We start from the raw sequence: 25,995 nt of genomic DNA, 5'->3' as shown, positions 1-25,995 counted from the left end.
GTTGAACCGAGGAAACATCAGATGAAACGTCTTGCCATCCTGACAGCTGTCGCGTCGGTGCTTTTTACCGGCGGCGCCAGCGCCCAATACAACGACCAGCCTGCCTGCGTCATGTTCGAGCATGTGAATTTTCGTGGGCGCGCGCTCGAAATGGATCCCAACGATTCCGTCAGTTTTCGTGGCGGCCAGTTCTGGAACGACCGCGTGTCGTCCGTGTTCGTCCGCCGTGGCTGTACTCTTGTTGCCTATGAAGACACGAATATGGGCGGCAATTCGATCGAAATCAGGCGCCGGGCCCGCGCATTGGGCGATTATTGGAATGACCGGATATCGTCGGCCGAGTGTTATTGCAACGGTTATTGACCGGATGCCGTCCAGAGGAATGGCGGCCTTCCGGGGCGGCGACATGCGTGGCGAAATCCTGTGTCGCGTCGCATGAGCCGTGGCGGCGCTGTGTGCTCTGGTTCACCGTTTCCAGGGAACGGTGAACCAGAGAGACAGTCATCGCAGCGCGGTCTGAATCATTTTCTCGAACTCGCTGGCCATGCCTGCTGGCGACGCGACTTCGCCCGCCGACTTGGGGACCCTTCCTGGCGTCTTGTTGGCGTCCATCAGGTAGGATTTGCCGTCATGAACGGCAAAATCGAACTTGCCATAGTCAAACCCCAACTCCTCGCGGCGGCGGCGCAGGTCTTCGGGAACGGCACAAGGCTCGCTGCGGAACACGCCGGAGCCCTTGACCATGGAGTCGCGTGAAACAAAACGGCCACAGAAATCATAGCCGCCACAAAAGACCCAGAAGCGCAGGGCGAAGCCATCTTCAACGACTTCGGGCAGGAACCGTTCGACAAGGAAGTCTGGATCCGCGAAGAAATCCGCAGGCACATCCGACGCCCGATCGAACAGCTGGTAGTCCTTCATGGCCTTTGCGGCTGGAAAGGGCGCTGGCTTGCCCGCGCGCCGGGCCCGGCGATTGAGACGCTCTTCCGGCACGCCTCCGCTGTTCAGGACTGGTTTGACGATGACCGGTCCTGTCCAGCCGTCACCGGGCGCGACCTTCGCCTGGCTGATCCGTCCCTTCGAGATATCGGCCACCGCAATATTGAGGCAAAACGGAAAGCCGCGCCCATATTCGATATAAGCGGGATCGACGCGCGTGGCGTCGACGTGAAGGACCGCGGCGTCCCCCTTCATCTTGTTCGACAGGCCCCGCGCGATCGCCCATGAGTGGCCGCGCATGCGCAGGTCTTCGAGAATTGTGTGGATCATATAGCCGCTCTCGCGCCGGAAAAACTTGCGCTCGATCAAACGATCGTACTCGTGCGTGATCACCACGATGTGCGGCATTCGGCCCCCCGGCCATCTTTCGTTTCAGAAAGTGATAATATACTGGAATCCGCTGGGGCAAAGTGCGTAAGCGCAACAAGGGGGCGAGGGGCATGTCCGACCTGTGGGCTAATCTGTTTCGTACATGGGATCTCATAAAAGCGCCTCTGCGGCCGCCCGTCGATGTCGTGGAGGTGCTGAAAAGCCTGATCGATACGGACGGCGCCGAGATGGCTCTGCTCGGCGTCACGCCGGAATTGGCAAGGCTCGGCAAGGCCCTGGTGGCGATAGACGCCAACCCGCATATGATCGGCGCGTTGTGGATCGGCGATAGCGCGACCCGCAAGGTGGTTCTCGGAAACTGGCTCGATCTTCCATTGCCGGACAAGGGCATCGACGCAATTGTCGGCGACGGATGTCTTTCGGCCGTGACGAGCGAAGCTCAGCGGCTCCGGTGCCTGGAGGAAATGGCCAGGGTGCTGAGACCGGGCGGTCGCGCGGGCATCAGGCTTTTTGCGCGCCCGGCCAAGACCGAGCCGCTCGACGCGATAAGGGCGGATGCGCTGGGCGGCAGGATAAAGGCACTCGCCGAGATCGTGCTGCGCACCGCTTTGTCGCTTCCTGTCGCGGCGCCCGACTATGGCTTGAAGATGTCCGCCGTCCTGGATGCCATCAACGAGATGTTCGGCGACCGCAAGGCATTGATGGCGGCGGGCGGATGGCAGCCGGACGCCTTCGCCTTCATCGACCTTTACAAGGGCTCCGACACGATTTGCTGCTGGCTTAACGAGGCCGTCCATGTGGCGGAGGCTTCACACTACTTCGCCGATGTTCGTCTCGTGCCAAGCGGAACGTATCCGGTCGCCGATCGCTGTCCGATTCTTCTCCTTGGTTCGCCGCGCCAATAGCAAGGATCTGGCACGGGTTTCCCGGAAGCGCGATTCTGAGTTGGGTGAGCCAAGCCCTGCCGAGACGGAACACGTTCCTGTTGATTGACAAGCCCATTGGCGTCTGTGAACAATTTCGCCGGAGAAACAAAAGGGGAACTCGCATGAGCAGGATCGCCGTTTTCGCCGCAACCTTGACGCTTGCCGCCGGTCTGTCCGCGCCGGTGATGGCCGCCACATCGGTCACCATCGGTATCAGCGGCTGGACTGGCTTCGCGCCTCTGACGCTTGCCAAGCAGGCAGGGCTCTTCGAGAAGCATGGGCTCGACGTGACCTTGAAGAAGGTGCCGCAGGCAAGCCGCCCGCTCGCCATCGCCAGCGGCGACCTGCAATGCGCCGCAACCACTGTCGAGACATGGCTGGTGTGGAACGCCAGCGGGGTGACCACCAAGCAGATCTTCCAGCTCGACAAATCCTATGGCGCCGACGGCATTGTCGTGCGCAACGACATCAAGACCGTCGCTGATCTCAAGGGCAAGAACGTCGCGTCGTCGGCGCCGGGCACGTCGCCTTATTTCATGCTGGCCTGGGTGCTGAACAAGAACGGCCTGTCGACCAAGGACGTGACCGTGGTCAACCTCGAGCCCGACGCGGCAGCACAAGCGTTCCTCGCCGGTCAGAACGATGCCGCGGTTACCTATGAGCCGTTCATCTCGGCGGTGCGCGACAAGGCCGACCAGGGCCACATCCTGGCGACCACGCTCGATTACCCGATGGTGCTCGACACGGTCGGCTGCACGCCCGAATTCCTCAAGGCCAACCCGGATGCCGCCAAGGCGCTGGCCGACAGCTATTTCGACGCGCTCGACCTGATCAAGTCCGATCCCCAGAAATCCTACGGGATCATGGGCGCCGACGTGAAGCAGTCGGCCAAGGAGTTCGAGGATTCGGCGAAATATCTGAAATGGGCCGACAGGACAGAGAACAAGCAGTTCTTCACCAAGGAATTCCAGGACTTTTCCAAGACCGCCGGCGAGCTGCTGCTGCAGATGGGGCTGATCAAGGACGCGCCCGATGTGGCGACGCTGGCCGACACCAGCGCGGTGTCGAACTGACAGCTTCACCTTTGCCCATCATGCGGCGGCGCCAGGCGCCGTCGCTTCCCGCTGACAAAGGATGAAGATGCGCCCCTTGCATCCAGTCTCGCCGGGCCTGCGAACCGTGCTCGGCATCTCCTTCTTCGTGCTGTTCATCGCCTTCTGGGCCTGGATCACGCTTGGCGGGCACGTCAACCGCATCTTCCTCGCCGATCCGCTATCGATGCTGAGGGATGGCTGGCGGCTGCTGGTCGAGGACCGTTTCTGGCTCGACATACTGATCACCATCTGGCGGGTCTTCGGCGGCTTTTTGCTGGCATCGGTCGTCGCCGTGCCGATCGGCATCGCGATGGGCGCCTGGAAGCCGGTGGAGGCGTTCCTGGAGCCCTTCGTCTCCTTCGCCCGCTACCTGCCGGCCTCGGCCTTCATTCCGCTGCTCATCCTGTGGGCCGGCATTGGTGAACTGGAGAAGCTGCTGGTCATCTTCGTCGGCTCGGTGTTCCAGATCATCCTGATCATCGCCGTCAAGGTGGGGTCGACGCGGCGCGACCTTGTCGAGGCCGCTTATACGCTTGGCTCGACGAACAACAGCATCGTCAAGCGGGTGATCATGCCGGCCAATGCGCCTGAAATCGCCGAGACGCTGCGGCTGGTGCTCGGCTGGGCGTGGACCTATGTCATCGTCGCCGAACTGATCGGCTCGTCCTCTGGTATCGGCTACATGATCATCAACAGCCAGTCGCGGCTGGCGACCGGGCAGATCATCTTCGGCATCATCGTCATCGGGCTTATAGGGCTGTTGTCCGATTTCGCCTTCAAGGCGTTCAACCGCTGGCTCTTTCCGTGGAGCCTGGCGTGAGCAAGCTTCTGATCGAAGGCGTGTCGCGCACCTTTGCCGGCGTGCGCGGCGGACAGCCGGTCAAGGCGCTGATGCCGGTCGACCTGGCGGTTGCCGCCAACGATTTCATCACCATCCTGGGGCCGTCAGGCTGCGGAAAGTCGACGCTGCTCAGGATCGTCGCCGGTCTCGAGGCCCCGAGCGAGGGCCGCGTGCTGCTTGACGGCAAGGCGGTGACGCGGCCGGGACCGGACCGCGGCATGGTGTTCCAGTCCTACACGCTGTTCCCATGGCTGACGGTCGCCGAGAACATCGCCTTCGGCCTGCGTGAACGCGGCATGGCTGAAAAGGAGCGGGACGGGATCGTCGCCTCCTATGTCGATCTGGTCGGGCTGAAGGGCTTCGAGAACCATTGGCCAAAGCAGCTTTCCGGCGGCATGCAGCAGCGCACGGCCATCGCCCGCGCGCTCGCCAACGATCCCGAAATCCTGTTGCTGGACGAGCCATTCGGCGCGCTCGACAACCAGACCCGCGGGCTGATGCAGGAATTGCTGCTCGGCATCTGGGAACGGCGCAAGAAGACGGTGTTGTTCGTCACCCACGATATCGAGGAGGCGATCTTCATGGCTTCGCGCGTCATCGTGATGACGGCGCGGCCAGGCCGCATCAAGTCGGATGTCGCCATCGACCTGCCGCATCCGCGCCACTACACGCTCAAGACCAGTCCGGAATTCTCAGGCCTGAAGGCCCGGCTGACCGAGGACATCCGTGCCGAGGCGATGCGGACGGCACAGGCTCAGCCGGCCAGGGCCTGATGCGGATCAAGCTTTGATCCTCAAGCAGCCAGCAGTTGCTTGCGGTCGACGCGCTCCTGCTGCGGCGAGCGTGCATAGAGCTCGCGGTAGCATTTGGAGAAATGGGAGGCCGAGACGAAGCCGCAGGCGACCGCCACCTCGACGACCGGCATCGACGACTGGATGAGCAGGTGCCTGGCCCGGTCGAGCCTGATCTCCAGATAGTAACGGGCAGGGGAACGGCCCATTTCGGTGCGGAACAGGCGCTCGATCTGGCGGCGGGACAGATCGACATGGTCGGCGATCTCGATCAGCGACAGCGGCTCGGAAAGATTGCCCTCCATCAGCTCGATGATGGTCAGCACTTTCGAGTTCTGCACGCCCAGCCGGGCGCGCAGCGGCAGGCGCTGGCGGTCGGTCGGGCTGCGCACGCGGTCGGTAAGCACCTGCTCGCAGACCCGGTTGACGAGGCTCTCGTCGAAATCGTCGCCGATCAGCTTGAGCATCATGTCGAGCGCGGCGGTGCCGCCGGCGCAGGTGTAGATGTTCTGGTCGATCTCGAAGAGGTCGGCAAAGACATTGGCTTTCGGGAACGCCTCGGAAAAGCCGGGCAGGTTTTCCCAATGGATGGCGCAGCGCTTGTTCGACAGCAGGCCGGCCGCAGCCAGGATATGCGCGCCCGTGCACAGGCCGCCGACGGCCACGCCGCGATTGTATTCTTCGCGCAGCCAGGCGAAGGCCGATTTGTTCTGGTAGCGCTCGACATTGATGCCGCTGCAGACGATGGCCATGTTGGGCCGGTCAGGTCCGGCCATCTTCTTGCGCTCGTCCTCGAGCGAGGTGTTGACCGCGCATTCGACGCCGTTGGAGGCCCGCACCGGCTTGCCGTCGATGCTGGCGAGGCGCCAGCGGTAGGCCTCGTAGCCGAGCATGCGGTTGGCGGAGCGGAGCGGATCGAGAGCGGTCGCAAAAGCGATCATGGTGAAATCGGGGACAAGGAAGAACACAAACGATCGCTTGATCGGATGCTTGACGGCGTTCACGGGAACCTCATCTGGCGATGACGCGAACAGGATGTCGCGAATAGCATAGCGACATCAGGAAAAACCTTGGCTGTCAATCGGCTACACCGCCTGGCCGAGATTAAATTTGCGACATGGGTCGCAAATGGGCAATTGTTGTTCGCGATCGCCGGCATGACGGCGGCAATTGCGCTTGCAATGGAGGGCGCGGGCGGCCGGACGCAACAAAAACGCCGCCGTGGCTGAGCCAGGCGGCGTTGCAGGCATGAAGCAGCGGCAGGGATGCGCTGCCTTCAGAAAATGTCAGGCGATGAAGCCGAGGCGAGCCGCAGCCATCGCGCCGGTCTGGCCGGGCATGGTGTTGGCGAGGCGCTGACGCTCGAGAGCCGTGGTCAGGTTCATTTCGCGGCGGGCGAAGAGGCGGGCAAAAAGCTTCATGATCATCTCCAATCGGTTGCTCAGCGCATCGGCCCGAAAATCGAACCGATTTTCGGAAAGCACGATGCGCAGACTCAAAGTGTTAGAGCGTATTTTGTGCGTCCAATTGGACGCACGTCGCTCTAAACGGGTCGCCTTCGCTTGATGGAGTGGGGCAGCTCGTTTGCTGGCGGTGATATAGGCTTGTGTGAGCGGAAACTAAATCGCAAAAGCGAAGCACTTGATATGAAAAGCGACACCGGATGCGACATATTTGGGCAGGGTGCTCAGAATCTTTGATTGTTTACAGTTGGTTAGCTTGAAAATTGCGGCGCTATGCGGCTTGCTCATATGCGCCATGCAGCGGCGGCATGGCTCCTGAAATCATTTGAATGCAAATGAGAAGGCCTGCCGGGCGGTCGCGCGGCAGGCCTTCAGCACAAGGTACACACGGTTTACTTCGCTCCAGCCTAGGATCCGATGCCATTGCGAATGCCGGTCTTGGTGTCGGAAGCCTCGGGCCAGCCGATATCCTTCTGCAATTCGATCGGCAGGGAACGGATGGCGCGTTCGGTCTGATAGCGGGCGCGGGCCGCGCTGAATTCGGTCGCGATGCGGCCGAGGGACGACAGGATAGACATTTCTTTCTCCTTTGCGCCGGGGAGTGCCCGGCAGCCGCTGGTTACGTCAGGTCTGTTTCAGCTTCATTTCATGTCGATTGCGGGACTGTGTCGGGGTCGTTTCATGGCTGCTTGTGGCAGCATCCTCAATCGATGGAGTTGACTATGCTCCCGATCTAATGTTCAATCAAACGAAATGGAATGATGCTTTGTATCAGAAAAATTGAAGGCTAATCGCCATGAACGCCCCGCTCAATCATCCGCTGCCTTTGCTCGATCTCGACGTTTTGCGCACTTTCGTGGCGATTGCCGAGACTGGCAGCTTCACCACGGCCGCCAACGCGGTCTTTCGCACGCCGTCGGCCGTGTCGATGCAAATCAAGAAGCTGGAGGACATTCTCGGCCGCTCCGTGTTCGCGCGCGACGCGCGTTCGGTGACGCTGACCACCGATGGCGAAATGCTGCTCGGCTATGCCCGCCGGCTGCTGTCGATCAACCGCGAGGTGGTGTCGAAGTTCATCATTCCCGACATCGTCGGCGTGGTTCGGCTGGGCTCTCCGGACGATTACGGCGAGCGCGTGCTGCCGCATGTCTTGAAGCGTTTCGCGCAGTCGCATCCTTCGATCGCGGTTGACGTCACCATCGATCAGAGCAGCAATCTGCGCCGGCGCATGGACGACCGGGCGCTCGACATCACGCTGTTGACGAACTCCTACAAGACGAGCGCGCTCGGCGCTGAAGTGCTGTTGACCGAACCGATCGTGTGGGCCGGCGCCAAGGGCGGCTGCGCGCATCTGCGCGAACCGCTGCCGGTGTCGCTGTGGGAAGAGGGCTGCGCCTGGCGGGCCGGCGCGCTCGATGCGCTCGGACGCGAGGGCCGCAACTACCGTGTCGCTTATATGAGCGCGCATACAGCCGGCCAGCGCGCCGCCATCATGGCCGACCTCGCGGTCGCGCCGCTGCCACGATCCTTCCTTGGCAACGACATGGTCGAACTCTGCCCCAAGGACGGCATGCCCGATATCGGCACCTACAATCTGGCCATGGTGGTGGCGCCGGACGCCAGCGCGCCGGTCAAGGCGGTTGCCGACCATATCCGCGCGACCTTCGAAGTGTTCCGGGAGACCGGCAAGTTCTGATCCGGGCGAGCCCATCCGGCTTGTTGGGGAGGAACCTGATCCGTTTCAGGGAGTGCGGGCGATCAGTTCTGCGCGGGTCGATGTTTCCTGGGGCGTCGTAAGTTCCACTGAGCGGGCAAGTCATGAATGGTCTCGGGACCTTTATCCTGGAAGCAAAGTCGGCGGCCTATGTCGGAGGCGGCAGCCCGTCATCGTCATGCCGGACAGCCTCGCATGACATTCGCTACGAGCGCGGGCCGTGGCGCTATCTGGACAGCTATTTTGGCGGGACCGACTTTCTTGGCCAGGAACTTGTCTGGAAAGATGACGAACCCGTCTGGGCCATGAATTATTATGGCCGTGTGCTCGATCCGGAATTGATCGACGCAACCGCCGCCGGTGCGGTCATCCGGGAAGCGTTGTCCGCCCTCTATGGGCTCGGCAGGTTCCTCGGCGCTTTTGAATATGCTGTTCGGCAATACCGCTACGTCGACAACAGCAGCCAGGACGTCGAGGCGTTCAGCGGGATCGAGCGCATCTACGTCGAGGAGCGGGAAGTCTATCGGCTGGAATACCATGGCGGACTGATCAAACCGTAGCGGCGAGGCGCGTATCAACCCGCGCCCATTGCAACGATCATGTTGCGGGCTGGCGCTGCAGCGACCACCCCGCGGTCCAGCCGCGCGATACCTTCGTTTCTCCGCCTAGAAACGCGACGATATGCTGGCGCGCCCGACGAGATTCCGGCATGTCGATCAATGGCCAGACGTGGAACATGCCTTCCTCGTAGACGACTTCGATATCGACGCCGGCCGCGCGCGCCTTTTCGGCGAAGACCAGGTTGTCGGGTGTGAGAAGATCGCGCGAGCCTGTCAGGAGCAAGGTCTTGGGGAGCACTGACAGGTCGCCGTAGAGCGGGCTGATGTGCCAGTCGTCACGCTCGATGCCCGCGCTGTACATGCGGATCGCCTCCAGGCCGCCTGGAATGCCAAGCCAGGGGTCGTTGCGCTCGGCCTCGAACACTGCGGGGTTGGTGAGCGACATGTCGACGCCCGGCGAGATCAGCACGTGGCGCGACGGCAGCGGCAGGGCTTCCTCGGCGGCCATCATCGTCAGCACCACGGCCATGTTGCCGCCGGCTGAATCACCCATGAAGACGATGTCGCGGGCTTCCGTTTCATCGAGCATCTGCCGGTAAACATCGCCGACCATGCCGAACATGGCGTGAAAGTCGTGCTCGGGCGCGATGGGGTAGATCGGCACGGTGATGCCGTAACCCAGACGGTCGGCCATGTCGCCGATCAGGTTCCAATGATAGGGCGTGATTTCAAAGACATAGGCGCCGCCGTGCAGGTAGAGAATCCGCTTGCTTATGCCGGATCGAGGGGCGATCTCGTAAACCGGAAAGCCGTCGACGGTGCGTGTCTCGATGGTGAGACGCTGGCGCAGGGAGGCCGGTGGATGATGATCCTCTCTCTTGCGCGCGGCCGCTATCCAGCGCTGCAGGTTCTGCGGGCTGGAAAAGGCCTTCTTGCGGCTATGCCTGAGCACGAAGGAAACGACGTGGCTTTTCAAACTTGGCATGCGGATACACGAGCTTCGGCTGCAGCCGACTAAGAGAATTCCCCCTTTTTACGAAGATCGTGCGCCGGCCGGAAATGTCAAGATTTACGCAGTGTCCACGATAGCGGTTGCCCGTGCGCCGTGGTCAGCGGCGCGGCAGAAGTGCCGTGCGCAGCCGATTGCCGGTGACCGCCGGGGATCTGTTCGACCCCCGGCGGATGCCGAGCAATTTGCATTTTTCGGCAAAGGTCATCAGCGCGCCGTGCCCAAAAGCAATGAGGCAAGCGCTGCCTGCGGATCGGCGGGCGGCGAGGCCGGCCAGCCAATGTCCTTCTGGACATGCGCCGGCAGGCTGTTGAGCGCGCGGACCGCCTTGTTCCTGGCGTGGGTCTGCCGGATGGTTACACCGAAGCGGCTGAGATTTTCGAACATCGACATTGTCATCTCCCTTGAAGAACAGTGGCGACCGAGGACCTGCAACTGCACGTCGCTTTCCCAAACCCGCCGAGCGTCTTTGGGCGACAGGGTCGTTGGCCGCCGTTCAATGCGTGCTTAATGCTCCGTCCATGTATCGGGTGGATTTCGTGGAGATCGCGTTTTGGTTTCAATTTAGCGCGATCTGGAAACATTTGCATGCAAATGAAATTTGCGTGGGATTGGGCCCGAACTGGCGGTTGCTTGGCGGTGCCCTAACCAACCGGCAACGACAACTGTAGCGCTACCCAAGGTTTTACCCGGTTGACAGCAGGTGGCGGGTGTCCGCTATTGTGCAGTGCAGCATTTGGGGGTGCTAAGCCAGTCAGTAGGGGTATGGGCGTGAATGACATCCATAGTATTCAATACCTTCGAGGGCTTGCCGCTTTCGCCGTGGTCTTCTTTCACATCAGCGAGCAGTTTGGCGGTCCCTTCACGGTTGGCGCGGCAGGGGTCGATCTGTTTTTCGTCATCAGCGGTTTCATCATGTGGGTCACCACGGTCGGTCGCCCCGTTGACCCACAGCGCTTCATGTGGCGGCGTATTGTTCGTATCGTGCCGCTCTATTGGATTGTGACGCTGCTGACGGCGCTGGCAATTTTCGTCAAACCGCAATTTCTCTTCGGACACGTGCTGAGCCCCGCAAATCTTGTCGGCTCGCTGTTGTTCTTTCCGATCGTGCAGAATGGATCGCTGCACCCCGTGGTGATCCAGGGCTGGACGCTGTGCTATGAAATGATGTTCTACGCCATTTTCGCCTTGTCGCTCCTGCTGGGCGAGAAGCAGCGTTTTGCCGTGCTGATCGGCGTGCTGACGGCGATGGTGGTGTTGAACCTGTTGCTGCTTAAGGGGTACGCCCAGGCATTTACCTCGCCCATCGTGCTCGAGTTCGCGGCCGGCATTGTCGTCGGACGCCTGTGGATGAACGATGTTCGGCTTCAGTTTGTGTTGGCGCTGTCGCTGGTTGTCGGCGGATTTCTCTTGCTCATAGTGGTCCAGATGCTCGACCCCGAAATGCCCCGTGTCCTGCGCTGGGGTATTCCGTCGATGCTGATCGTTGCCGGTGCGGTTTTCGCCGAGCGCGCCAGACCGTTCAGCCCAATGGCCTTGCTCACATTTTTCGGCAATGCCTCATATTCGATCTATGTCTGGCATGTGCTGGTGGTTGTCGTGGTCACCGGCATCATACTGCGGCTTGGGGTTCCGCCGAGCGGACAGCCGGCGTCGATCGCCTTTGTCAGTATTGCGATTTCCGCGGGGCTCTATCTGATTGTTGAAAAGCCGTTGACCGGCTTGCTCAAACCTCTCACGCGCCAAAAGCCGGCGACAGGTTAGGCCGCAGTGCGCCTTATTCCCGGCTGCGTCGTGCAGCGTGGCCTTCGCGCGAGCGCCGGCGCGGGGCGGCATCGCCGGCGACGCCGTCCTCGCTGACCGTCTTGCGCGGCGGCAATTTCACCGCAGCCGACAGTTTCGGGAACGGATCGACCTTGTTGGGCAGCGCCATGGCGTAGACGAAATGCTCCTGGAATTTCGGTTCCAGCGCGGTCTCGATCTTCTCGATCTGGCTGACCGTCTCCTCGATCTCGCGGCGATAGCCGCGGTTCAAGAGCGCCATGCGCGCACCGGCACCCGCGGCGTTGCCGACGGCCGACACCTTGTCGAGGTCGCAATCGGGGATCAGGCCCAGCACCATGGCGTATTTCGGATCGATGAAGGAGCCGAAGGCGCCGGCGAAGTGGATGCGGTCGACATGCTCGGTGTTCTGCTTTTCCATCAATAGCTTGGTGCCGGCATAGAGCGCTGCCTTGGCCAGCTGGATGGCGCGAACGTCGGTCTGGGTGATGGTGATCTTAGGCTCGCCTTCCTTCAGCACGTAGGAGAAGGTGCGGCCATTGGCTACGACGCGCGGCGAGCGCTCGGCCAGCGATCCGTCGACGACGCCATCCTCCGAGATGACGCCGGCGAGATACATTTCGGCCACGATCTCGATGATGCCGGAGCCGCAGATGCCGGTGACGCCGGTCGCCTGAACGCTGTCGAGGAAGCCCGGTTCGTCGGACCACAATTCCGAGCCGATGACGCGGTACTTCGGCTCCAGCGTGTCTGGGTCGATGCGCACGCGCTCGATGGCGCCGGGCGCCGCCCGCTGGCCGCCGGAGATTTCGGCACCCTCGAAGGCCGGACCCGTGGGCGAGGAGGCCGCCACGACCCGCGTGCGATTGCCGAGCACGATCTCGGCATTGGTGCCGACGTCGACGATCAGCATCATCTCGTCCTGGCGATGCGGGCCTTCCGACAGCGTCACCGCCGCCGCGTCGGCGCCGACATGGCCGGCGATGCAAGGCAGCATGTAGAGGCGCGCACCCTGGTTGAGCTTCAGCCCGATATCGGAGGCCTTGATACGCACCGCGCCGGATACGGCCAACGCGAAGGGGGCGCCGCCGAGTTCGGTCGGATCGATGCCGAGGAACAGGTGATGCATGATCGGATTGCCGACGAAGACGGAATCCAGGATGTCAGCGCGCTGGACGTTGCCCTCGGCGCACACCTTGTCGACGAGGCTGGAGATCGCCTCGCGCACGGCGACCGTCATGCCTTCGCGGCCGTCCGGATTCATCATCACATAGGAGACGCGGCTCATCAGATCCTCGCCGAAGCGGATCTGCGGATTGGACGTGCCCGACGACGCGGCGACGCGGCCCGACAGCAGCGAAACAAGGTGCATTGCGATGGTGGTCGAGCCGATATCGCAGGCGAGACCGTAGGCCTCGTTCTTGAGGCCCGGCCAGAGTGCGATGACCCTTGCAATGTCGCTGTCGGCATCCTTGTGGATGGCGGCGGTGGCGGTCCAGTTGCCCTTGCGCAGGATGCCTTGCACCTGCGGCAAGAGGTAGAAGTCGAATTCGAGGTTTTTAAAGCCCCAATCCTTCATCAGCGCGATCTTGAGGCGGTCGAGGTCGCCGAGCGGCTTGTGCATGTCGGGTTCTTCGATCTCGACATAGCACATGCGGATCGCCGTATCACGGGCGATCACCCTGGTGTCGGCATCCTTGCGGATGGTCTGCGCGTTGATGACGGTATCCTGCGGGACGTCGATGACGAGGTCACCCAGGATCTGCGCCGAGCAGGAGAGGCGGCGCCGTTCGGGCAGGCCGCGCACGCGTTCGTAGCGTTCTTCCTTGGGGCCTTTCGGCGAAATGTGGTCGTTGGAGGAGACGATCTTGTGCTTGGCGAAATTGCCTTCCTGCACCTCGATCTGACAGCGACCGCAGGTGGCGCGGCCGCCGCACACGCTCTCGACATAGACGCCGAGCTGGCGCGCGGCATCCAGCACCGGCGTGCCGACAGGAAACCGTCCGCGCTTGCCCGACGGCATGAACAGCACGAGTGGATCGGTGATGTTGGCAGGCGAGTTCATGCGTACACGTGTCTCGGTAGGGATTGTCGATACCGTTTAACGGATCGTTTTACTATTGGGCGGAGTGTCTGATGGTCCAGAGGCCAATCATGTCCGATCTCCTGCTGTCCAGCATATTCACCGCCTTTACCATGGTGCGGCTGCTGAAGGGCCCGTGGCTGCGCAATCCGCAATATCTGGCCACCGGAATTCTCGGCGCGATCGTCGCGGTGTTGCTGCTGCATGGGGTCTGGCCGGCCTATGACGATGATTTCATCGTAGGCGGGGTGACCGGCATATTCGGATCGTGGGCGGGAATGGCGGTGTTCGACGCCATGTTGGGCATGGCCTGAGCGCAAAGCAGACGCGTCCGACCGCATCGATGATGCGATCGGTCCAACGTGGTTTGCTGTACGGTTCACGATTGCGCGCTTATCCCCGACCCATGCGGGCCTCACGGCCGCCGCGGCGGCGACCGCCAGCGGCGCCATCGCCCGGCGCGGTGACCGCGACCGGAGCGGCAACCGCATGGCCGCCTTCGGCCGGCTTGTAGTCCTTGTAGGTACGGATCCAGTTGGTGCAGTTCTCATCAGTGCCGTTGAGCACATTGGCGCCGCGCACGGCTTCCATTTCCTGCGGACGGACCGGGTTCATGATCGCCGAAGTCATGCCGGCGCCTATCACCATCGGGATGAAGGCGGCGTTGATGCCGTGGCGGTGCGGCAGGCCGAAGGAGATGTTGGAGAGGCCGCAGGTGGTGTTGACCTTGAGTTCCTCGCGCAGGCGACGCAGCAGGGCGAACACCTGTCGGCCGGCGTCGCCCAGCGCGCCGATCGGCATGACCAGCGGGTCGACGACGACGTCATGCGCCGGAATGCCGAAATCGGCGCAGCGCTCGACGATCTTCTTGGCGACGGCAAAGCGCACATCCGGATCCATCGAAATGCCGGTTTCGTCGTTGGAGATGGCGACGACCGGGACATTGTACTTCTTGACCAGCGGCAGGATGGCTTCAAGCTTCTCTTCCTCGCCGGTGACGGAGTTGACCAGCGGACGGCCCTTGGCAACCTTGAGCGCGGCCTCGATGGCGGCGGTGACGGAAGAGTCGATCGACAGCGGCAGGTCGACGAGGCCCTGGACGATCTCCAGCGTCTGCACCAGCAGTGCCGGCTCGGTCGCGTTCGGATCGACCGCGGTGACGCCGGCATTGACGTCGAGCATGGTGGCGCCGCAGGCGGCCTGCTCAAGCGCGTCCTTGATGACGGTTTCGAAATTACCGGCCACCATCTCGGCGGCCAGCTTCTTGCGCCCTGTCGGGTTGATGCGCTCGCCGATCACGCAGAAGGGCTGGTCGAAGCCGATGATGATTTCTCGTGTCGCCGAGGCGACGATGGTCCGGGTCATGAAATCTCTCCGTCATGATATAAAGATTTCTTTATATCGTTATCTCTTGTCGATCAAGCGAATGATGGGTCTCCGCGCCGTTCAGTGCGCGGTCTTCACCATGTCCACCTGGGTTTCGGTAATCTCGTCATGCAGGATGCGGTCGAGCCGGTCGGCGACGATCTGGTCATCGCGGCGCACCTCACGCTTCCAAGGCTGGCGTCCTTTCAGCACACCCGATTCATCGACGATCTCGGCGACATATTCCTCCTGGCGATAGGCCATCACATGGATGCCGGCGACGCCCGGGATTTCCTTCACCTCGTTGATGATGTCGATGCAGAGCTGCTTGCCCTCTTTCTTCTGGTCCTGCGCGCCTTCCAGCCGCTTGATGACAGCGTCCGGAATATGGATGCCCGGCACGTTGGAGCGGATCCATTTGGCTGTCTTGGCCGAGGCGAGCGGCCCGACGCCGCACAGGACGAACACTTTCTCCGTGTGGCCGAGGTCGCGCGCCTTCTGCATGAAGGTCTTGAACATCGGCACGTCGAAACAATACTGGGTCTGCACGAACTGCGCGCCCGCGGCGATCTTCTTGCCGAGATGGATCGGCCGGAAATCAAAGGGCGGCGCGAACGGGTTGACGGCGGCGCCAAGGAAAACCTGCGGCGGCGTCGTCAGTTTGCGGCCCGACAGGAACTTGCCGTTGTCGCGCATGATGCGCACGGTTTCCAGCAACGACATGGAATCGAGGTCGAACACCGGTTTGGCACCAGGCTGGTCGCCGGCCTGCACGCCGTCGCCGGTCAGGCACAGCATGTTGGCGACGCCCATGGCCGCGCCGCCCAGCACGTCTCCCTGGATGGCGATGCGGTTCTTGTCGCGGCAGGCGATCTGCATGATCGGCGCATAGCCCATGCGGGTCAGCAACGCGCAGATACCGACTGACGACATGTGGCAGTTGGCGCCCGAGGCATCGACCGCATTGATGGCGTCGACCCAGCCATCGAAAATCTTGGCCCTGTTGTAGACGTCCTCGGGGTCGGCGCTGTCTGGCGGATTGAGTTCGGTGGTGACCGCGAATTCGCCGCGCCGCAGCACACGCTCCAGGCGTCCTCGCGAGGAGTGGCCGGGCAGGGGATCGAGCGGCAGGTGAATGCCGGCAGGGTTTTCGTCGCGCTGGCGGGCCATCATGCGGCGGCTCCGGTGCCGGCATTGGCCGCGGCTTCGCGGGCCGCCGCTGCCTGCGCGGTGACGCGCAGCCATGCCGATGTCTCGCGTAGCGATTGGTCGACCGGCTTCTGCACGGCAAGGATCTTGTCGGAGTTGACCATGTTCTGCGAACCCTCCCAGGCCTTGACCCAGACGCAAGGCATGTTGGGCTCGACCTCGCAATTGCCGTTGGCGCGTACGCCGCCGCAGGGGCCGTTGCGCAACTGCTTGGGGCAGTTCATCGGGCACGACATGCCGGTGGAGGACAGGATGCACTGGCCGCACATGCGGCAGTCGAACATGAAGCCTTTTACGCGCTTTTCGACGAATTTGATCGGGGCTTCGACGCGCCCGTAGCCGAGGCCTTTCCAGAGCGGATGCAAGAGCAGGAAGGCATCGGCGAACCTGCTGTAGAACCATTCGAGCAGCCGCGAGTGCCTGATCGACCACAGCCGCACCGCGAACGAGCGCTGCACGCGCCGCTGCGGCGACACGTCGGCCGGCTTGTAGTCGGATTTCGGCGCTGCCTTCTTGACCAGTGTGGCCTGGGTAACCGCCGGCTCTTTGTCAGACATTTTCTTTTCCGCCCGCCTTGACCAGAGCGACCAGCCGCTCGCGGTCGTATTTCGCATCGAGCTCGTGGAAGGCCTTTTCGACCTCGGCTTCGAGGTCGTCGCCGACGGGAACCGGATCGGCCTTGCGCCATTCGGCCAGATAGTCGTCGGTACCCCCGGCGCCGGTGCGCATGGCACACATGTCGATCGCTTCGGTGAAGCGCAGCGGCAGTTCGCGCTTGGCGTTCTGACGGCCTTTCTTGACGATGACCTGGGCAGGGATGTCGCGCCAGTAGACGACGATAAGATCGGCCATGAATTCTCGCTCCTCGATGTCAGAGCATTGCCGCAAGCGCAATGGAGCCGCTTGTTATGGGACGACGCGCGCGCATTCAAAAGCGACGCATTTGGATGTCGTAAAATGAAAGGTGGTTTTATTCGTTTGCGAGGGATGCCGGCGCTCGTCGCGAGGCACCCGAAAATATCATCGCGGACGAAGAATGCGCTACCAGATGCCGGTCCTCAATCCAGTCCAGACATAGGACCAGATCGTCGGATGGTACCACTGTTTCGACGGCAGCCCCGGATCGATCGTCACCAGTCTTCCGCCCAGCGCATCGGCGACCGCCTCGACGCAGATGTCGCGGGAAAACGCCGCCTGGCGCAGCGCGTGGCTCGAGATGGTATCGCCTTTTCCCGGCTTGCCGCGCGCCTGCTTGAGCACGCCGCCGGTATCGACGCCGGCATCGACCAGATGAACGGTCGACCCGAAATTCCCGGCGTCGCCTGAAACCAGGGCCCAATAGCCGCCATTCATGCCGCGATATTTGGGCGTGATGCCGGCATGATAGTTGAGAACGGGGCACGGCATCGCGGCCAGCATGTCCTTGGACAGCAGCCGGCACCCGTTGAGCAGGACTACCCCAGGCTTCATCTTCTCGATCGCCTGCAGGCATTCAGGGCTGTTGGCCGATGCCACATGAACTATAGGCTGATTTTGCCTCGGCTCCGTCTCAAGCCTCTCTTCGGCGATCAGGCGCGCGGCATGGTCCGCGAGCAGCCTTTTTCCAAGCCTGCTCAGAACCATGGTGCCGAGCTGGCCGATGGCGGAGATCCAGCCCTGGCGGCGAGCGCGGCCAAGCAGCAATCGCTTTTTGGATTCAGGGACTTCCAGGACGACGCTGACGGGGCCGACACGGTCGGCGATATCATTCACGATCGCCCAGACATGCGCGCCGCCGCCGGTGACGACCACGATTGGTCGCGGACTGGATTCCGACGCTGCCATTGATCTTGCTACGCTCCACGGGATCGGCTGAAAGGGCCAAGTTTAGGGCAGGCGGGTTAATCCTTGGTGTGCCGGACGTTCCCTCAGGACATGGAGGCGGGGTTCAGCGCTTGAACTCCATGATGTCGAGTTTCGATTCGTAGTAGGGAGAGGGGAATTCGATGCGCCATTGGCTGGCGCTGCTGCGGAAGGCGTAGCCGACCTGATCGGTCTGCGGACCGCTGCCATAGGGTTTCGCACGATCATTGTTGACGGAGCCGGAGCCGAGATAGATCGAGCGTTTTTCGCCATCGTCGAAGAAGCGGCCCTGGGTGCGTTGCGAGCCGTTGATCTTCTGCAGCCGCCAGCCGGAGCCGTCATCGGTGACCTTGCACTTGAACCAGCCATAGATGACGAGCGGGCTCAACCCGCCGACCTTGATGGTGCGGCACTGCCAGTTTCCGGTAAGGTCCTTGTCCGAGAAGGACACAAGCGGCTTGGCCAGCAGCGCATTGAGCTGGCTGACCTCGGCGGGATTGCCGGCCTTGGCTTCGGCGAGGGCGGCCTTGCGGGTCTCGTCATATTTGGCGAGCCGCGCCTTGTCGGCGGCGGTGATCAGTTTCTGGACCTGGCCATCGGCATGGGCAGGCAAGGCGGCGCAAAACAGGGCGGCAGTGGCGAGCAGCGGGCGAAGGTTCATCCAGATTCTCCGGTTGGCGATGGCAGTTGACGGCTGGAGAGTCGTCCTTGCGGTGTCCGGGGCAGAATTTACCCATTCGCGACGGGCTGTCATCCGTGCTTAACAGCATCGGGTGTCAAAAATCATGGCGTGGTGAAATGCGAATCTTGCTCACAGGGTCGTCGGGCTGGCTGGGGAGCGTGCTCGCGCCGCGCCTGCGCGGGCTTGGCAATGATGTCGTCGGCCTCGACCCGGTCGCGTCGGGGGAAACGCAGATTGTCGGTTCGATCGCCGATCGTGACCTCGTCATGGATACCGTCCGGCAACACCGCATTGAAGCCATCATCCACAGCGGCGCCCTCCACAAGCCCAACATAGAAAGCCATGGCAACAGCGCCTTCGTCGCCACCAACGTGCAGGGCACGCTCAACCTGCTCGATGCCGCGGTGGCCGCCGGGGTCGAGCGCTTCGTTTTCACATCGACCACTTCGCTGATGATTTCGCAGGCAATACGTGAAGGCTTCAATGGAGGTGCGCGCAAGGCCGCCTGGCTGACGGAACAGATGTCGCCCGAGCCGCGCAACATCTATGGAGTGACCAAACTGTCCGCCGAGCATTTGTGCCGGCTCTATCATCTCCAGCATGGCCTGCCCGTGGTGGTGCTACGCACCGCGCGCTTCTTTCCAGAGGCCGATGACATGGCGCATGCCATCGAACAGTCCGATGCCAACACCAAGGCGAATGAACTGCTGTTTCGGCGGCTGACGATGGAAGACGCGGCGCAGGCGCATGTCGCGGCATTGGCGAAGGCGCCGCAACTCGGCTTCGACATCTTCATCGTCTGCGCGCCGACTCCGTTCCGGCCGCAGGACTGCGATGCCCTCATCAGGGATGCGCCCTCGGTCGTCGAGCGCTATTTCCCGGACTTTTCATCGCTTTATGCGCGACGGGGCTGGTCGATGTTTGCGTCGATTGATCGGGTCTATGACGCCTCGCGCGCCAGGGACAGGCTGGGCTTTGTCTGCAAGACGAGCTTCGCCGACGTGCTGGCCGTATTGCGGGAGGAGGGGGCAGTCTGACGCGGCCTTGGTCAGGCGCTCTGTGCCGCCCGCGCGAGTTCGCCCGTCAGGTCGCCATAGCCGGTGGGGCGTCGTTCATAGGCGAGGCCGAGCAGGGCCGCCGCCTTTTCCGCGACCTTGTCCAGTTCCGGGTCGTCGGTCTGGGCAAGATAAATCAGCCTCTCGTAATTGCCGAAATAGTCCTTGATCAGCTCCGGATGTTTATCGAGGCCGAGCGGCTTCATGAAGAAGGCGTCGAACTGGCGGCACAGGAAGTCGGTCATGTAGAACGACATCATGTCGTCGTCGGCAACCTTCGCGTAGGCATCCATTCCCTGGTAGAAGGCGAAACAATGGGGGCCGGCCATGCGCTCGACGCCATGCTTCTCCAGCACCCGGTCAAGCAGCCCGCCGGTGCCGCAATCGGCATAGCCGACGAAGATATTGGCGTAACCTTCCGCCTTGGCCTTCTCGATCGCCTTGTCCATGGCGGGGGCGATGCGATCGGGATAGAAATGGAACTCCGCCGGGAGGCAGGTCAGTTCGAGGTGGTCCAGCTTCAGCGTTTCCTTGATGGCCAGAACTTCGCGCGCGATCATCCCGCAGGCAATGACCAGAAGCCTGTCCGCTTGATTCGCCTGCGTTTTTCGAACCCTGGCCATGATCTCAGCCGAATGCTTTCATTGCCCGCAATCACGTCCTTCATCTGGTAACAAAAAAGCCGCGCTGCAAGGCGCGGCTTTTCCGGTTCTTCCTGATGCCTTGGATCAGGCCGAAGCGCGCACGTTGTGCTTGCGCTTCATGAAGTCCTTGGCGGTCTCGACCGCCACCGCCGCGTCGCGGCAATAGGCGTCGGCGCCGACGGCCTTGCCGAATTCCTCGTTGAGCGGCGCGCCGCCGACCAGCACGACATAGTCGTCGCGGATGCCCTTTTCCTTCATCGTGTCGATGACCACCTTCATGTAGGGCATGGTGGTGGTGAGCAGCGCCGACATGCCGATGATATCAGGCTGGTGCTGTTCGATGGCATCGAGATATTTCTCGACCGCGTTGTTGATGCCGAGGTCGATGACGTCGAAGCCGGCGCCTTCCATCATCATGCCGACGAGGTTCTTGCCGATGTCGTGAATGTCGCCCTTGACGGTGCCGATCACCATCTTGCCCTGCTTCGGCGCGCCGGTGGCGGCAAGTAGCGGGCGCAGGATGAACATTCCGGCCTTCATGGCGTTGGCGGAAAGCAGCACTTCGGGAACGAACAGGATGCCGTCGCGGAAATCCTCGCCAACGATGCGCATGCCTTCGACCAGCGCCTCGGTCAGCACCTTGTAGGGCGCCCAGCCGCGCTCGAGCAGGATGCGCGTGCCTTCCTCGATCTCTTCCTTCAACCCGTCATAGAGGTCGTCGTGCATCTGCTGCACCAACTCATCGTCGGAAAGTTCAGAAAGGATGATCTCGTCGTCGGACATTTTAATCCAGCTCCTCACGGCATCGCGACTGTGTCGCAAGGCACAAAATAATGGCGCTCATACCTAACCCGCAACGGGCAGCCATCCATAGCTGATTTGCGACTTCCCGCAAAAGGAAAGCGACTGGAAAATCTATCGGTTTTCTTGTCGATTTTGCGACAGGCGTTGGCGCGGACGGGCCGTTTCGAATAGGGTGCATGGCTACGATCCGGTCAAAGCCGCGCCATGCGGCCATAACGGTTCAGGACAGGCCCTGTTCAGGCCAGTCCACAGTCAGGGAAGAGCGATCATGAGCGAACAGGCGGCAGTCGACCAGGAAGCGTCAGGCGGACGGCGCGGGCGCAGCGCCAGCGGCGGAGCGGCGGCCCGGCGCGCGGCACGGTCCGGCGGCGGACCCGGCACGCAGCTGACCTATATCAAGCGCCAGATCAACGTGTACGAGGTGCTGAACGAGGAAGGGCTGGCGCTGATCGAGAAGAACACCGATACGGTGCTCGAGGAGATCGGCATCATCTTCCGCGACGACGCCGAAGCGCTGCAACTGTGGAAAGAGGCCGGCGCCGACGTCAAGGGCGAGCGCGTGCATTTCCCGAAAGGGCTGTGCCGCTCACTGCTCAAGACCGCGCCCTCCATCTATACGCAGCATGCCCGCAACGCGGAGCGCTCGGTGCAGATCGGCGGCAACGCCACCGTGTTCGCGCCGGTCTACGGCCCGCCCTTCGTGCGCGACCTCGACGGCGTCAGGCGCTATGCCACCATCGAGGATTTCCAGAATTTCGTGAAGCTCGCCTATATGGCGCCATCGATCCATCACTCGGGCGGCACGGTGTGCGAGCCGGTCGACGTGCCGGTCAACAAACGCCACCTCGACATGGTCTATTCGCACATCAAATATTCCGACAAGCCGTTCATGGGCTCGGTGACCGCGCCGGAGCGTGCCGAGGATACGGTGGCGATGGCCAAGATCGTGTTCGGCGACGACTTCGTCGAGAACAACACGGTGTTGACCAGCCTGATCAACGCCAACTCGCCGATGGTGTTCGACGAAACCATGCTCGGCGCGCTGAAAGTCTATTCGCGCCACAACCAGGCCTGCATCGTCACGCCGTTCATCCTCGCCGGCGCGATGAGCCCGGTGACGGTCGCCGGCACGCTGACGCAGGTTCTGGCCGAAGTGCTGGCCGGCGCCTCGTTCACGCAGCTGATCCGGCCCGGCGCGCCTGTGCTGTTCGGCACCTTCGCCTCGTCGATCTCGATGCAGTCTGGCGCGCCGACCTTCGGCACGCCCGAGCCGTCGCTGGTGTCTTATGGCGCCGCGCAGCTCGCACGCCGCCTCGGCCTGCCGTTCCGCACCGGCGGCTCGCTCTGCGCTTCCAAGGTTCCGGATGCGCAGGCGGCTTATGAAAGCGCCAATACGCTGAATTCGACCATTCTCGCCGGCACCAACTTTGTCCTCCACTCGGCCGGCTGGCTCGAGGGCGGGCTGGCGTCATGCTACGAGAAATTCATGATGGATATCGACCAGCTCGGCATGCAGCAGAAATTCGCCGAAGGCGTCGACCTGTCGGAAAACGGCCAGGCGATGGACGCCATTCGCCAGGTCGGTCCCGGCAGCCACTATCTCGGCTGCGACCACACCCAGGCGAATTTCCAGACCGCCTTCTACCGCTCCAACATCGCCGACAACAACTCGTATGAGCAGTGGCTGGCCGAAGGCGAGAAGACCGCGCCGCAACGCGCCAACGAACTCGCCCGCCGCTGGCTGGAGAGCTACGAGGCGCCGCATCTCGACGAGGGTATCGACGAAGCCCTGAAGGAATTCATCGCCAGGAAGAAGGGATCGATGCCCGACGCCTTCACTTGAAAGGAGCCCGAGTCAGGCGGGGCTAAAGTCGCCAACATCATCCACAAGGAAGTCTGGCGGAGTGCCTTCTCCGATCCGGACAGGAAGGGATGATTTGTGCGCGCGGCATGATCGAAGAGATCACCGCCGCGCTTGGCGTCAATGGCCTCATCCTTCGCGGCGGCTTCAATTTCAGATCAGGCGATACGCCACCGACCGGCATCTCGAATGTCACGGCCAAGTCAGTGCTGCTGGTCGGGCAGGCGGGTGCGGCGCCTTGGCCGCATTTCCTGCGTTGGCGGGGGCAGCAGCCCCAAGCGATTGCCAATCCGCTTGACACTTGGTCACGGCAGGTCATCGGCGAGGTGGCACTCGTATTCCGCGCGCGCGCGGTCTCTCCGTCCGACAAGCCTTATCTGCCGTTCCAGCAATGGGCGATGCGGGCGGAAGGGCTGAAGCCGTCGCCGCTCGGTATTCTCATGCACCCGCAATACGGGCTTTGGCACGCCTATCGCGGTGCGTTGCTGTTCGAGCAGCAGATCGAGTTTCCGGAGGCTGGTGAGACCATTCACCTCTGCGACCGCTGTATCGAAAAGCCCTGCCTGAAGTCCTGTCCGGTCGATGCCTATTCGAGAGAGGGCTTCGCCTACCAGGCTTGCCTGTCGCATGTGCGGGGACCCGACGGCGAGCCGTGCCGGAGCGGTGGTTGCCTCGACCGCAATGCCTGCCCCTATGGCACATCCTATCGCTACCCGCCCGAGGTCCAGGCGTTCCACATGGCGAGCTTCGCGCGGCCGGCCGACTGATCCATACCTGCAATTGGCCGCGTCCAGCGCGCACCTTGACGGCTGTCAGAAGCAGGTCTATTCATCAAGTCATCCGATGATTTGATGAATAGACCCATGCAGCCAGCCAGCAGACTCAACCTTACCGACAGTGCGACCGGAAGCCTGCGCGCCGAAATCCTGGGTGGCCGCTGGAATGTCGGCGAGCGCATCCCGAATGAAGCGGCTCTCAGCGACCTTCTGTCGGTCAGCCGCGGCACGGTGCGCGAGGCGGTGAGGGTGCTGGTCTCGCAAGGGTTGCTGGATACGCGCCAGGGTTCGGGCACCTATGTGCGCTCCACCGTCGATTCTTCAGCGGCGCTCGACCGCGTCAAGCGTACCGGCCTGCGTGATCAATGGGAGGCGCGGGCAGCGCTGGATCTTGAGGCCGCGCGGCTGGCCGCCTTACGAAGAACGCCCGCCGATCTCGGCAGGATGCGCCGATTGCTGGCCGAGCGCGGCACCGTCGCGGAGGGCGGCAGCGAAGCCTTTATCCGCCGGGACATCGCCTTCCACAAATCGGTCGTCGCGGCGTCCGGCAACAAGGCGATGATGGAGCTCTACGACTTCTTCACCGCCGCCATCGCGGAAACCATCCATGCCACCATCGGCGGCGACCTGCCCGAACCGGACCAGCAGGCGCATGCGGCCATCGTCGACGCCATAGCCGAAGGCGATCCGGACCGCGCGCTTGCCGCCGTCCATGCCTTCATGGCGCCGGTGCTTGCCCAACTTGAAAGACTGCTGTCCCAATGAACCAGGCATTTCCCCAACCCGCCCCGAAGGCCGAGGCCTTCGCAGGGCTGGGCCTCATCGACGCCGAGGCCGATAACCTGCCGCAGCCGCTTGCGCCCGAAGGGCGCAGCCGTGTCGCCCGCATCGTGCTTGGCGCGAGCCTTGTGCTGATCGCCTTCACCCTGCGCTTCCTGTTTTCCAGCCTGTCTGTGCTGTTGCCCGAAGTGATGCAGGCAACCGGGCTGTCGACGACGGGCGCCAGCCTGCTGACGACGCTGCCCGTTCTGTGCCTCGGTCTGTTCGCGCCCTTCGCGCCAAGGTTGGCGCAGCGCTACGGAGCCGAACGCACCTTGCTGGGTGCGCTTGCGCTGCTGGTCCTGGGAACGGGCCTGCGCGGGTTCGAATCCGTGCCATTGCTTTTTGTGGCCACCTTCCTTGCCGGAAGCGCCATTGCCATCGGCAATGTTTTGTTGCCTGGGCTGGTTAAGCGCGATTTCGCCGACAACACCGCTGTCATGACCGGGCTTTACACCATGGCGCTCTGCGCCAGTTCAGCCGTCGCCTCGGGCTTCACTTTGCCGATCGAGCATCGGGTTACCGGCTCATGGTCGGGAGCGCTCGCCGCCTGGGCGGTGCCGACATTGCTCGTGCTTTTGATCTGGATCCCGCAGGCGCTGGGCAGCCGGCGGCAGATCAGCCACAACGGCTTTCGCGTCGTTGGGCTTTGGCGCGACCGTCTGGCCTGGCAGGTGACGCTCTTCATGGGCCTGCAGTCGGCGATCGCCTATTGCATCTTCGGCTGGTTGGCGCCGATCCTGCGCGAGCGTGGCTTCGATGCGGCGACCGCCGGCGCTATCGCCTCGCTGTCGGTGATGACGCAGGTCATCACCTGCCTTGCCGTGCCCTCGATCGCGGTCAGGCTGAAGGACCAGCGGGTCGTCAACGTTGTTCTCATCGCCATCGCGGTGACAGCGCTGCTCGGCATTCTTTTCGCGCCGACCTCGACCATCCTGTTCTGGGCGGTTCTGCAAGGAATAGGACAGGGCGGGCTGATCGCAGCCGCCATGACGCTGATCGTGCTGCGGTCGCCGGATTCGCACGTCGCGGCCCATCTCTCCGGCATGGCTCAAGGCGTGGGCTATGTGCTCGCGGCATTCGGACCGTTGCTGGTGGGGCTGATTCGCGGCTGGACCGGCAGCTTTTCGGAGACGGCTTTCCTGTTCGTCGCGCTTGGGCTCGGGGCGGCCATCATGGGGTTCGGCGCCGGCCGCGCGCAGCTTGTCGGCGCGCGGACCGTGCGTCTCGACAGCTAGGCTTGCATAAACATCCTGTGCATGGAACGGCGGCAGCCGTTCTTGCGATGTCTCGTACGATCCTGCACGAAATGTTGACCGTCAGCGGCAGGGGACGCCTTGCCGTGA

The 25,995-nt window shown here is 62.5% G+C and carries 30 protein-coding genes; 15 read left to right on the top strand and 15 right to left on the bottom strand.

Going from position 1 to position 25,995, the window contains the following annotated elements; translation table 11 throughout:
* Positions 1–21 precede the first annotated feature (21 nt).
* A complete protein-coding gene (locus tag FFS37_RS22605; protein ID WP_137933187.1) occupies positions 22–363 on the top strand; it encodes a peptidase inhibitor family I36 protein in 342 nt (113 codons plus the stop codon).
* Between the two features lie 138 nt (positions 364–501).
* Here FFS37_RS22605 and FFS37_RS22600 read toward each other — a convergent pair whose 3' ends face one another.
* Positions 502–1,347: an ATP-grasp domain-containing protein gene (locus FFS37_RS22600; protein ID WP_137933186.1), complete on the bottom strand. Its 846-nt coding sequence runs from the start codon at positions 1,345–1,347 to the stop codon at positions 502–504.
* Between the two features lie 92 nt (positions 1,348–1,439).
* On the opposite strand from FFS37_RS22600, the gene FFS37_RS22595 reads away from it, so the two are divergent.
* The 4 genes from FFS37_RS22595 to FFS37_RS22580 all read left to right on the top strand — a co-directional run bounded on the left by FFS37_RS22595 (position 1,440) and on the right by FFS37_RS22580 (position 4,963).
* The gene (locus FFS37_RS22595) at positions 1,440–2,234 is read left to right on the top strand and encodes a class I SAM-dependent methyltransferase (protein WP_137933185.1); all 795 of its coding nucleotides are present in this window, start codon (positions 1,440–1,442) and stop codon (positions 2,232–2,234) included.
* Positions 2,235–2,377: 143 nt separating this feature from the next.
* Complete coding sequence (locus FFS37_RS22590; RefSeq protein ID WP_137933184.1) at positions 2,378–3,328, top strand: ABC transporter substrate-binding protein; 951 nt, start codon at positions 2,378–2,380, stop codon at positions 3,326–3,328.
* A 67-nt stretch (positions 3,329–3,395) separates the two neighbouring features.
* A complete protein-coding gene (locus tag FFS37_RS22585; RefSeq protein WP_137933183.1) occupies positions 3,396–4,169 on the top strand; it encodes an ABC transporter permease in 774 nt (257 codons plus the stop codon).
* Positions 4,166–4,963, top strand: a complete 798-nt coding sequence (locus FFS37_RS22580; protein ID WP_137933182.1) for an ABC transporter ATP-binding protein — start codon at positions 4,166–4,168, stop codon at positions 4,961–4,963. Before FFS37_RS22585 ends, FFS37_RS22580 begins: the two co-directional genes overlap by 4 nt.
* A gap of 20 nt (positions 4,964–4,983) precedes the next feature.
* Here FFS37_RS22580 and FFS37_RS22575 read toward each other — a convergent pair whose 3' ends face one another.
* Positions 4,984–5,922, bottom strand: coding sequence for a GlxA family transcriptional regulator (locus FFS37_RS22575; protein WP_408631446.1), 939 nt, complete (start codon positions 5,920–5,922; stop codon positions 4,984–4,986).
* 129 nt (positions 5,923–6,051) lie between these two features.
* On the opposite strand from FFS37_RS22575, the gene FFS37_RS35820 reads away from it, so the two are divergent.
* Positions 6,052–6,210 carry a hypothetical protein gene (locus FFS37_RS35820; RefSeq protein WP_171026372.1) on the top strand — a complete coding sequence of 53 codons (159 nt, stop codon included), beginning with the start codon at positions 6,052–6,054 and terminating at the stop codon, positions 6,208–6,210.
* A gap of 57 nt (positions 6,211–6,267) precedes the next feature.
* On the opposite strand, the gene FFS37_RS36480 is transcribed toward FFS37_RS35820, so the two are convergent.
* Together FFS37_RS36480 and FFS37_RS22560 are read right to left on the bottom strand one after the other, a co-directional pair.
* On the bottom strand, positions 6,268–6,402 hold the full coding sequence (locus FFS37_RS36480; RefSeq protein WP_137933180.1) for a hypothetical protein: 135 nt from the start codon (positions 6,400–6,402) through the stop codon (positions 6,268–6,270).
* Between the two features lie 449 nt (positions 6,403–6,851).
* A complete protein-coding gene (locus tag FFS37_RS22560) occupies positions 6,852–7,022 on the bottom strand; it encodes a hypothetical protein (protein ID WP_137933179.1) in 171 nt (56 codons plus the stop codon).
* A 218-nt stretch (positions 7,023–7,240) separates the two neighbouring features.
* On the opposite strand from FFS37_RS22560, the gene FFS37_RS22555 reads away from it, so the two are divergent.
* Entirely contained in the window at positions 7,241–8,140 is a 900-nt protein-coding gene (locus tag FFS37_RS22555) for a LysR substrate-binding domain-containing protein (RefSeq protein WP_137933178.1), read from the top strand.
* 122 nt (positions 8,141–8,262) lie between these two features.
* Positions 8,263–8,718, top strand: coding sequence for a DUF5680 domain-containing protein (locus FFS37_RS22550; RefSeq protein WP_137933177.1), 456 nt, complete (start codon positions 8,263–8,265; stop codon positions 8,716–8,718).
* 37 nt (positions 8,719–8,755) lie between these two features.
* Here the strand turns inward: FFS37_RS22550 and FFS37_RS22545 are convergent, their stop codons facing one another.
* On the bottom strand, positions 8,756–9,703 hold the full coding sequence (locus tag FFS37_RS22545; protein ID WP_137933176.1) for an alpha/beta hydrolase: 948 nt from the start codon (positions 9,701–9,703) through the stop codon (positions 8,756–8,758).
* A 231-nt stretch (positions 9,704–9,934) separates the two neighbouring features.
* Positions 9,935–10,120 carry a hypothetical protein gene (locus tag FFS37_RS35815; protein WP_171026371.1) on the bottom strand — a complete coding sequence of 62 codons (186 nt, stop codon included), beginning with the start codon at positions 10,118–10,120 and terminating at the stop codon, positions 9,935–9,937.
* Between the two features lie 378 nt (positions 10,121–10,498).
* Between FFS37_RS35815 and FFS37_RS22535 the strand changes: the two genes are divergently transcribed.
* Entirely contained in the window at positions 10,499–11,491 is a 993-nt protein-coding gene (locus FFS37_RS22535) for an acyltransferase family protein (protein ID WP_232375740.1), read from the top strand.
* A 13-nt stretch (positions 11,492–11,504) separates the two neighbouring features.
* Here the strand turns inward: FFS37_RS22535 and FFS37_RS22530 are convergent, their stop codons facing one another.
* Positions 11,505–13,574 (bottom strand): ASKHA domain-containing protein, encoded by a 2,070-nt coding sequence (locus FFS37_RS22530; RefSeq protein ID WP_137933174.1) that lies wholly within the window; start codon positions 13,572–13,574, stop codon positions 11,505–11,507.
* A 71-nt stretch (positions 13,575–13,645) separates the two neighbouring features.
* Here FFS37_RS22530 and FFS37_RS22525 point away from each other — a divergent pair, with 71 nt between their 5' ends.
* On the top strand, positions 13,646–13,906 hold the full coding sequence (locus FFS37_RS22525; protein ID WP_137933173.1) for a hypothetical protein: 261 nt from the start codon (positions 13,646–13,648) through the stop codon (positions 13,904–13,906).
* Between the two features lie 79 nt (positions 13,907–13,985).
* Here FFS37_RS22525 and FFS37_RS22520 read toward each other — a convergent pair whose 3' ends face one another.
* The 6 genes from FFS37_RS22520 to FFS37_RS22495 all read right to left on the bottom strand — a co-directional run bounded on the left by FFS37_RS22520 (position 13,986) and on the right by FFS37_RS22495 (position 18,669).
* The gene (locus tag FFS37_RS22520; RefSeq protein WP_137933172.1) at positions 13,986–14,957 is read right to left on the bottom strand and encodes a methyltetrahydrofolate cobalamin methyltransferase; all 972 of its coding nucleotides are present in this window, start codon (positions 14,955–14,957) and stop codon (positions 13,986–13,988) included.
* 81 nt (positions 14,958–15,038) lie between these two features.
* Positions 15,039–16,130, bottom strand: coding sequence for a methylenetetrahydrofolate reductase (locus tag FFS37_RS22515; RefSeq protein WP_137933171.1), 1,092 nt, complete (start codon positions 16,128–16,130; stop codon positions 15,039–15,041).
* Entirely contained in the window at positions 16,127–16,723 is a 597-nt protein-coding gene (locus FFS37_RS22510; protein ID WP_137933170.1) for a methylenetetrahydrofolate reductase C-terminal domain-containing protein, read from the bottom strand. Before FFS37_RS22510 ends, FFS37_RS22515 begins: the two co-directional genes overlap by 4 nt.
* Positions 16,716–17,018 (bottom strand): virulence factor, encoded by a 303-nt coding sequence (locus FFS37_RS22505; RefSeq protein WP_137933169.1) that lies wholly within the window; start codon positions 17,016–17,018, stop codon positions 16,716–16,718. The genes FFS37_RS22510 and FFS37_RS22505 overlap by 8 nt, the downstream gene beginning before the upstream one ends.
* A gap of 189 nt (positions 17,019–17,207) precedes the next feature.
* Complete coding sequence (locus FFS37_RS22500) at positions 17,208–17,990, bottom strand: formyl transferase (RefSeq protein ID WP_137933168.1); 783 nt, start codon at positions 17,988–17,990, stop codon at positions 17,208–17,210.
* A gap of 103 nt (positions 17,991–18,093) precedes the next feature.
* The gene (locus FFS37_RS22495; protein ID WP_137933167.1) at positions 18,094–18,669 is read right to left on the bottom strand and encodes a DUF4893 domain-containing protein; all 576 of its coding nucleotides are present in this window, start codon (positions 18,667–18,669) and stop codon (positions 18,094–18,096) included.
* A 137-nt stretch (positions 18,670–18,806) separates the two neighbouring features.
* On the opposite strand from FFS37_RS22495, the gene FFS37_RS22490 reads away from it, so the two are divergent.
* Positions 18,807–19,727, top strand: a complete 921-nt coding sequence (locus tag FFS37_RS22490) for an NAD-dependent epimerase/dehydratase family protein (RefSeq protein ID WP_137933166.1) — start codon at positions 18,807–18,809, stop codon at positions 19,725–19,727.
* Between the two features lie 11 nt (positions 19,728–19,738).
* Here the strand turns inward: FFS37_RS22490 and FFS37_RS22485 are convergent, their stop codons facing one another.
* Both FFS37_RS22485 and FFS37_RS22480 read right to left on the bottom strand, forming a co-directional pair.
* A complete protein-coding gene (locus FFS37_RS22485) occupies positions 19,739–20,368 on the bottom strand; it encodes a DUF1638 domain-containing protein (protein ID WP_137933165.1) in 630 nt (209 codons plus the stop codon).
* 105 nt (positions 20,369–20,473) lie between these two features.
* On the bottom strand, positions 20,474–21,172 hold the full coding sequence (locus FFS37_RS22480; RefSeq protein ID WP_032930649.1) for a corrinoid protein: 699 nt from the start codon (positions 21,170–21,172) through the stop codon (positions 20,474–20,476).
* Between the two features lie 289 nt (positions 21,173–21,461).
* Here FFS37_RS22480 and FFS37_RS22475 point away from each other — a divergent pair, with 289 nt between their 5' ends.
* The 4 genes from FFS37_RS22475 (at position 21,462) to FFS37_RS22460 (ending at position 25,887) form a co-directional block, all read left to right on the top strand.
* Positions 21,462–23,036, top strand: coding sequence for a trimethylamine methyltransferase family protein (locus FFS37_RS22475; RefSeq protein ID WP_137933164.1), 1,575 nt, complete (start codon positions 21,462–21,464; stop codon positions 23,034–23,036).
* Positions 23,037–23,143: 107 nt separating this feature from the next.
* A complete protein-coding gene (locus FFS37_RS22470; RefSeq protein ID WP_232375739.1) occupies positions 23,144–23,821 on the top strand; it encodes a 4Fe-4S dicluster domain-containing protein in 678 nt (225 codons plus the stop codon).
* A 96-nt stretch (positions 23,822–23,917) separates the two neighbouring features.
* On the top strand, positions 23,918–24,595 hold the full coding sequence (locus tag FFS37_RS22465; RefSeq protein WP_137933162.1) for a FadR/GntR family transcriptional regulator: 678 nt from the start codon (positions 23,918–23,920) through the stop codon (positions 24,593–24,595).
* Positions 24,592–25,887 carry a CynX/NimT family MFS transporter gene (locus FFS37_RS22460; protein ID WP_137933161.1) on the top strand — a complete coding sequence of 432 codons (1,296 nt, stop codon included), beginning with the start codon at positions 24,592–24,594 and terminating at the stop codon, positions 25,885–25,887. The genes FFS37_RS22465 and FFS37_RS22460 overlap by 4 nt, the downstream gene beginning before the upstream one ends.
* Positions 25,888–25,995 lie beyond the last annotated feature (108 nt).

The sequence above is a fragment of the Mesorhizobium comanense genome (assembly GCF_005503535.1).
Taxonomy (GTDB): Bacteria; Pseudomonadota; Alphaproteobacteria; order Rhizobiales; family Rhizobiaceae; genus Mesorhizobium; species Mesorhizobium comanense.
Note: the sequence above shows the minus strand (reverse complement) of the source record. Positions and strands in the feature narration are given on the sequence as shown.

Bases quoted from the DNA above. Each gene is read 5' to 3' on its own strand.
- FFS37_RS22605 (WP_137933187.1), top strand. From the start codon at position 22: ATGAAACGTCTTGCCATCCTGACAGCTGTCGCGTCGGTGCTTTTTACC.
- FFS37_RS22600 (WP_137933186.1), bottom strand. From the start codon at position 1,347: ATGCCGCACATCGTGGTGATCACGCACGAGTACGATCGTTTGATCGAG.
- FFS37_RS22595 (WP_137933185.1), top strand. From the start codon at position 1,440: ATGTCCGACCTGTGGGCTAATCTGTTTCGTACATGGGATCTCATAAAA.
- FFS37_RS22590 (WP_137933184.1), top strand. From the start codon at position 2,378: ATGAGCAGGATCGCCGTTTTCGCCGCAACCTTGACGCTTGCCGCCGGT.
- FFS37_RS22585 (WP_137933183.1), top strand. From the start codon at position 3,396: ATGCGCCCCTTGCATCCAGTCTCGCCGGGCCTGCGAACCGTGCTCGGC.
- FFS37_RS22575 (WP_408631446.1), bottom strand. From the start codon at position 5,922: ATGATCGCTTTTGCGACCGCTCTCGATCCGCTCCGCTCCGCCAACCGC.
- FFS37_RS36480 (WP_137933180.1), bottom strand. From the start codon at position 6,402: ATGAAGCTTTTTGCCCGCCTCTTCGCCCGCCGCGAAATGAACCTGACC.
- FFS37_RS22560 (WP_137933179.1), bottom strand. From the start codon at position 7,022: ATGTCTATCCTGTCGTCCCTCGGCCGCATCGCGACCGAATTCAGCGCG.
- FFS37_RS22555 (WP_137933178.1), top strand. From the start codon at position 7,241: ATGAACGCCCCGCTCAATCATCCGCTGCCTTTGCTCGATCTCGACGTT.
- FFS37_RS22550 (WP_137933177.1), top strand. From the start codon at position 8,263: ATGAATGGTCTCGGGACCTTTATCCTGGAAGCAAAGTCGGCGGCCTAT.
- FFS37_RS22545 (WP_137933176.1), bottom strand. From the start codon at position 9,703: ATGCCAAGTTTGAAAAGCCACGTCGTTTCCTTCGTGCTCAGGCATAGC.
- FFS37_RS35815 (WP_171026371.1), bottom strand. From the start codon at position 10,120: ATGTCGATGTTCGAAAATCTCAGCCGCTTCGGTGTAACCATCCGGCAG.
- FFS37_RS22530 (WP_137933174.1), bottom strand. From the start codon at position 13,574: ATGAACTCGCCTGCCAACATCACCGATCCACTCGTGCTGTTCATGCCG.
- FFS37_RS22525 (WP_137933173.1), top strand. From the start codon at position 13,646: ATGGTCCAGAGGCCAATCATGTCCGATCTCCTGCTGTCCAGCATATTC.
- FFS37_RS22520 (WP_137933172.1), bottom strand. From the start codon at position 14,957: ATGACCCGGACCATCGTCGCCTCGGCGACACGAGAAATCATCATCGGC.
- FFS37_RS22515 (WP_137933171.1), bottom strand. From the start codon at position 16,130: ATGATGGCCCGCCAGCGCGACGAAAACCCTGCCGGCATTCACCTGCCG.
- FFS37_RS22510 (WP_137933170.1), bottom strand. From the start codon at position 16,723: ATGTCTGACAAAGAGCCGGCGGTTACCCAGGCCACACTGGTCAAGAAG.
- FFS37_RS22505 (WP_137933169.1), bottom strand. From the start codon at position 17,018: ATGGCCGATCTTATCGTCGTCTACTGGCGCGACATCCCTGCCCAGGTC.
- FFS37_RS22500 (WP_137933168.1), bottom strand. From the start codon at position 17,990: ATGGCAGCGTCGGAATCCAGTCCGCGACCAATCGTGGTCGTCACCGGC.
- FFS37_RS22495 (WP_137933167.1), bottom strand. From the start codon at position 18,669: ATGAACCTTCGCCCGCTGCTCGCCACTGCCGCCCTGTTTTGCGCCGCC.
- FFS37_RS22490 (WP_137933166.1), top strand. From the start codon at position 18,807: ATGCGAATCTTGCTCACAGGGTCGTCGGGCTGGCTGGGGAGCGTGCTC.
- FFS37_RS22485 (WP_137933165.1), bottom strand. From the start codon at position 20,368: ATGGCCAGGGTTCGAAAAACGCAGGCGAATCAAGCGGACAGGCTTCTG.
- FFS37_RS22480 (WP_032930649.1), bottom strand. From the start codon at position 21,172: ATGTCCGACGACGAGATCATCCTTTCTGAACTTTCCGACGATGAGTTG.
- FFS37_RS22475 (WP_137933164.1), top strand. From the start codon at position 21,462: ATGAGCGAACAGGCGGCAGTCGACCAGGAAGCGTCAGGCGGACGGCGC.
- FFS37_RS22470 (WP_232375739.1), top strand. From the start codon at position 23,144: ATGATCGAAGAGATCACCGCCGCGCTTGGCGTCAATGGCCTCATCCTT.
- FFS37_RS22465 (WP_137933162.1), top strand. From the start codon at position 23,918: ATGCAGCCAGCCAGCAGACTCAACCTTACCGACAGTGCGACCGGAAGC.
- FFS37_RS22460 (WP_137933161.1), top strand. From the start codon at position 24,592: ATGAACCAGGCATTTCCCCAACCCGCCCCGAAGGCCGAGGCCTTCGCA.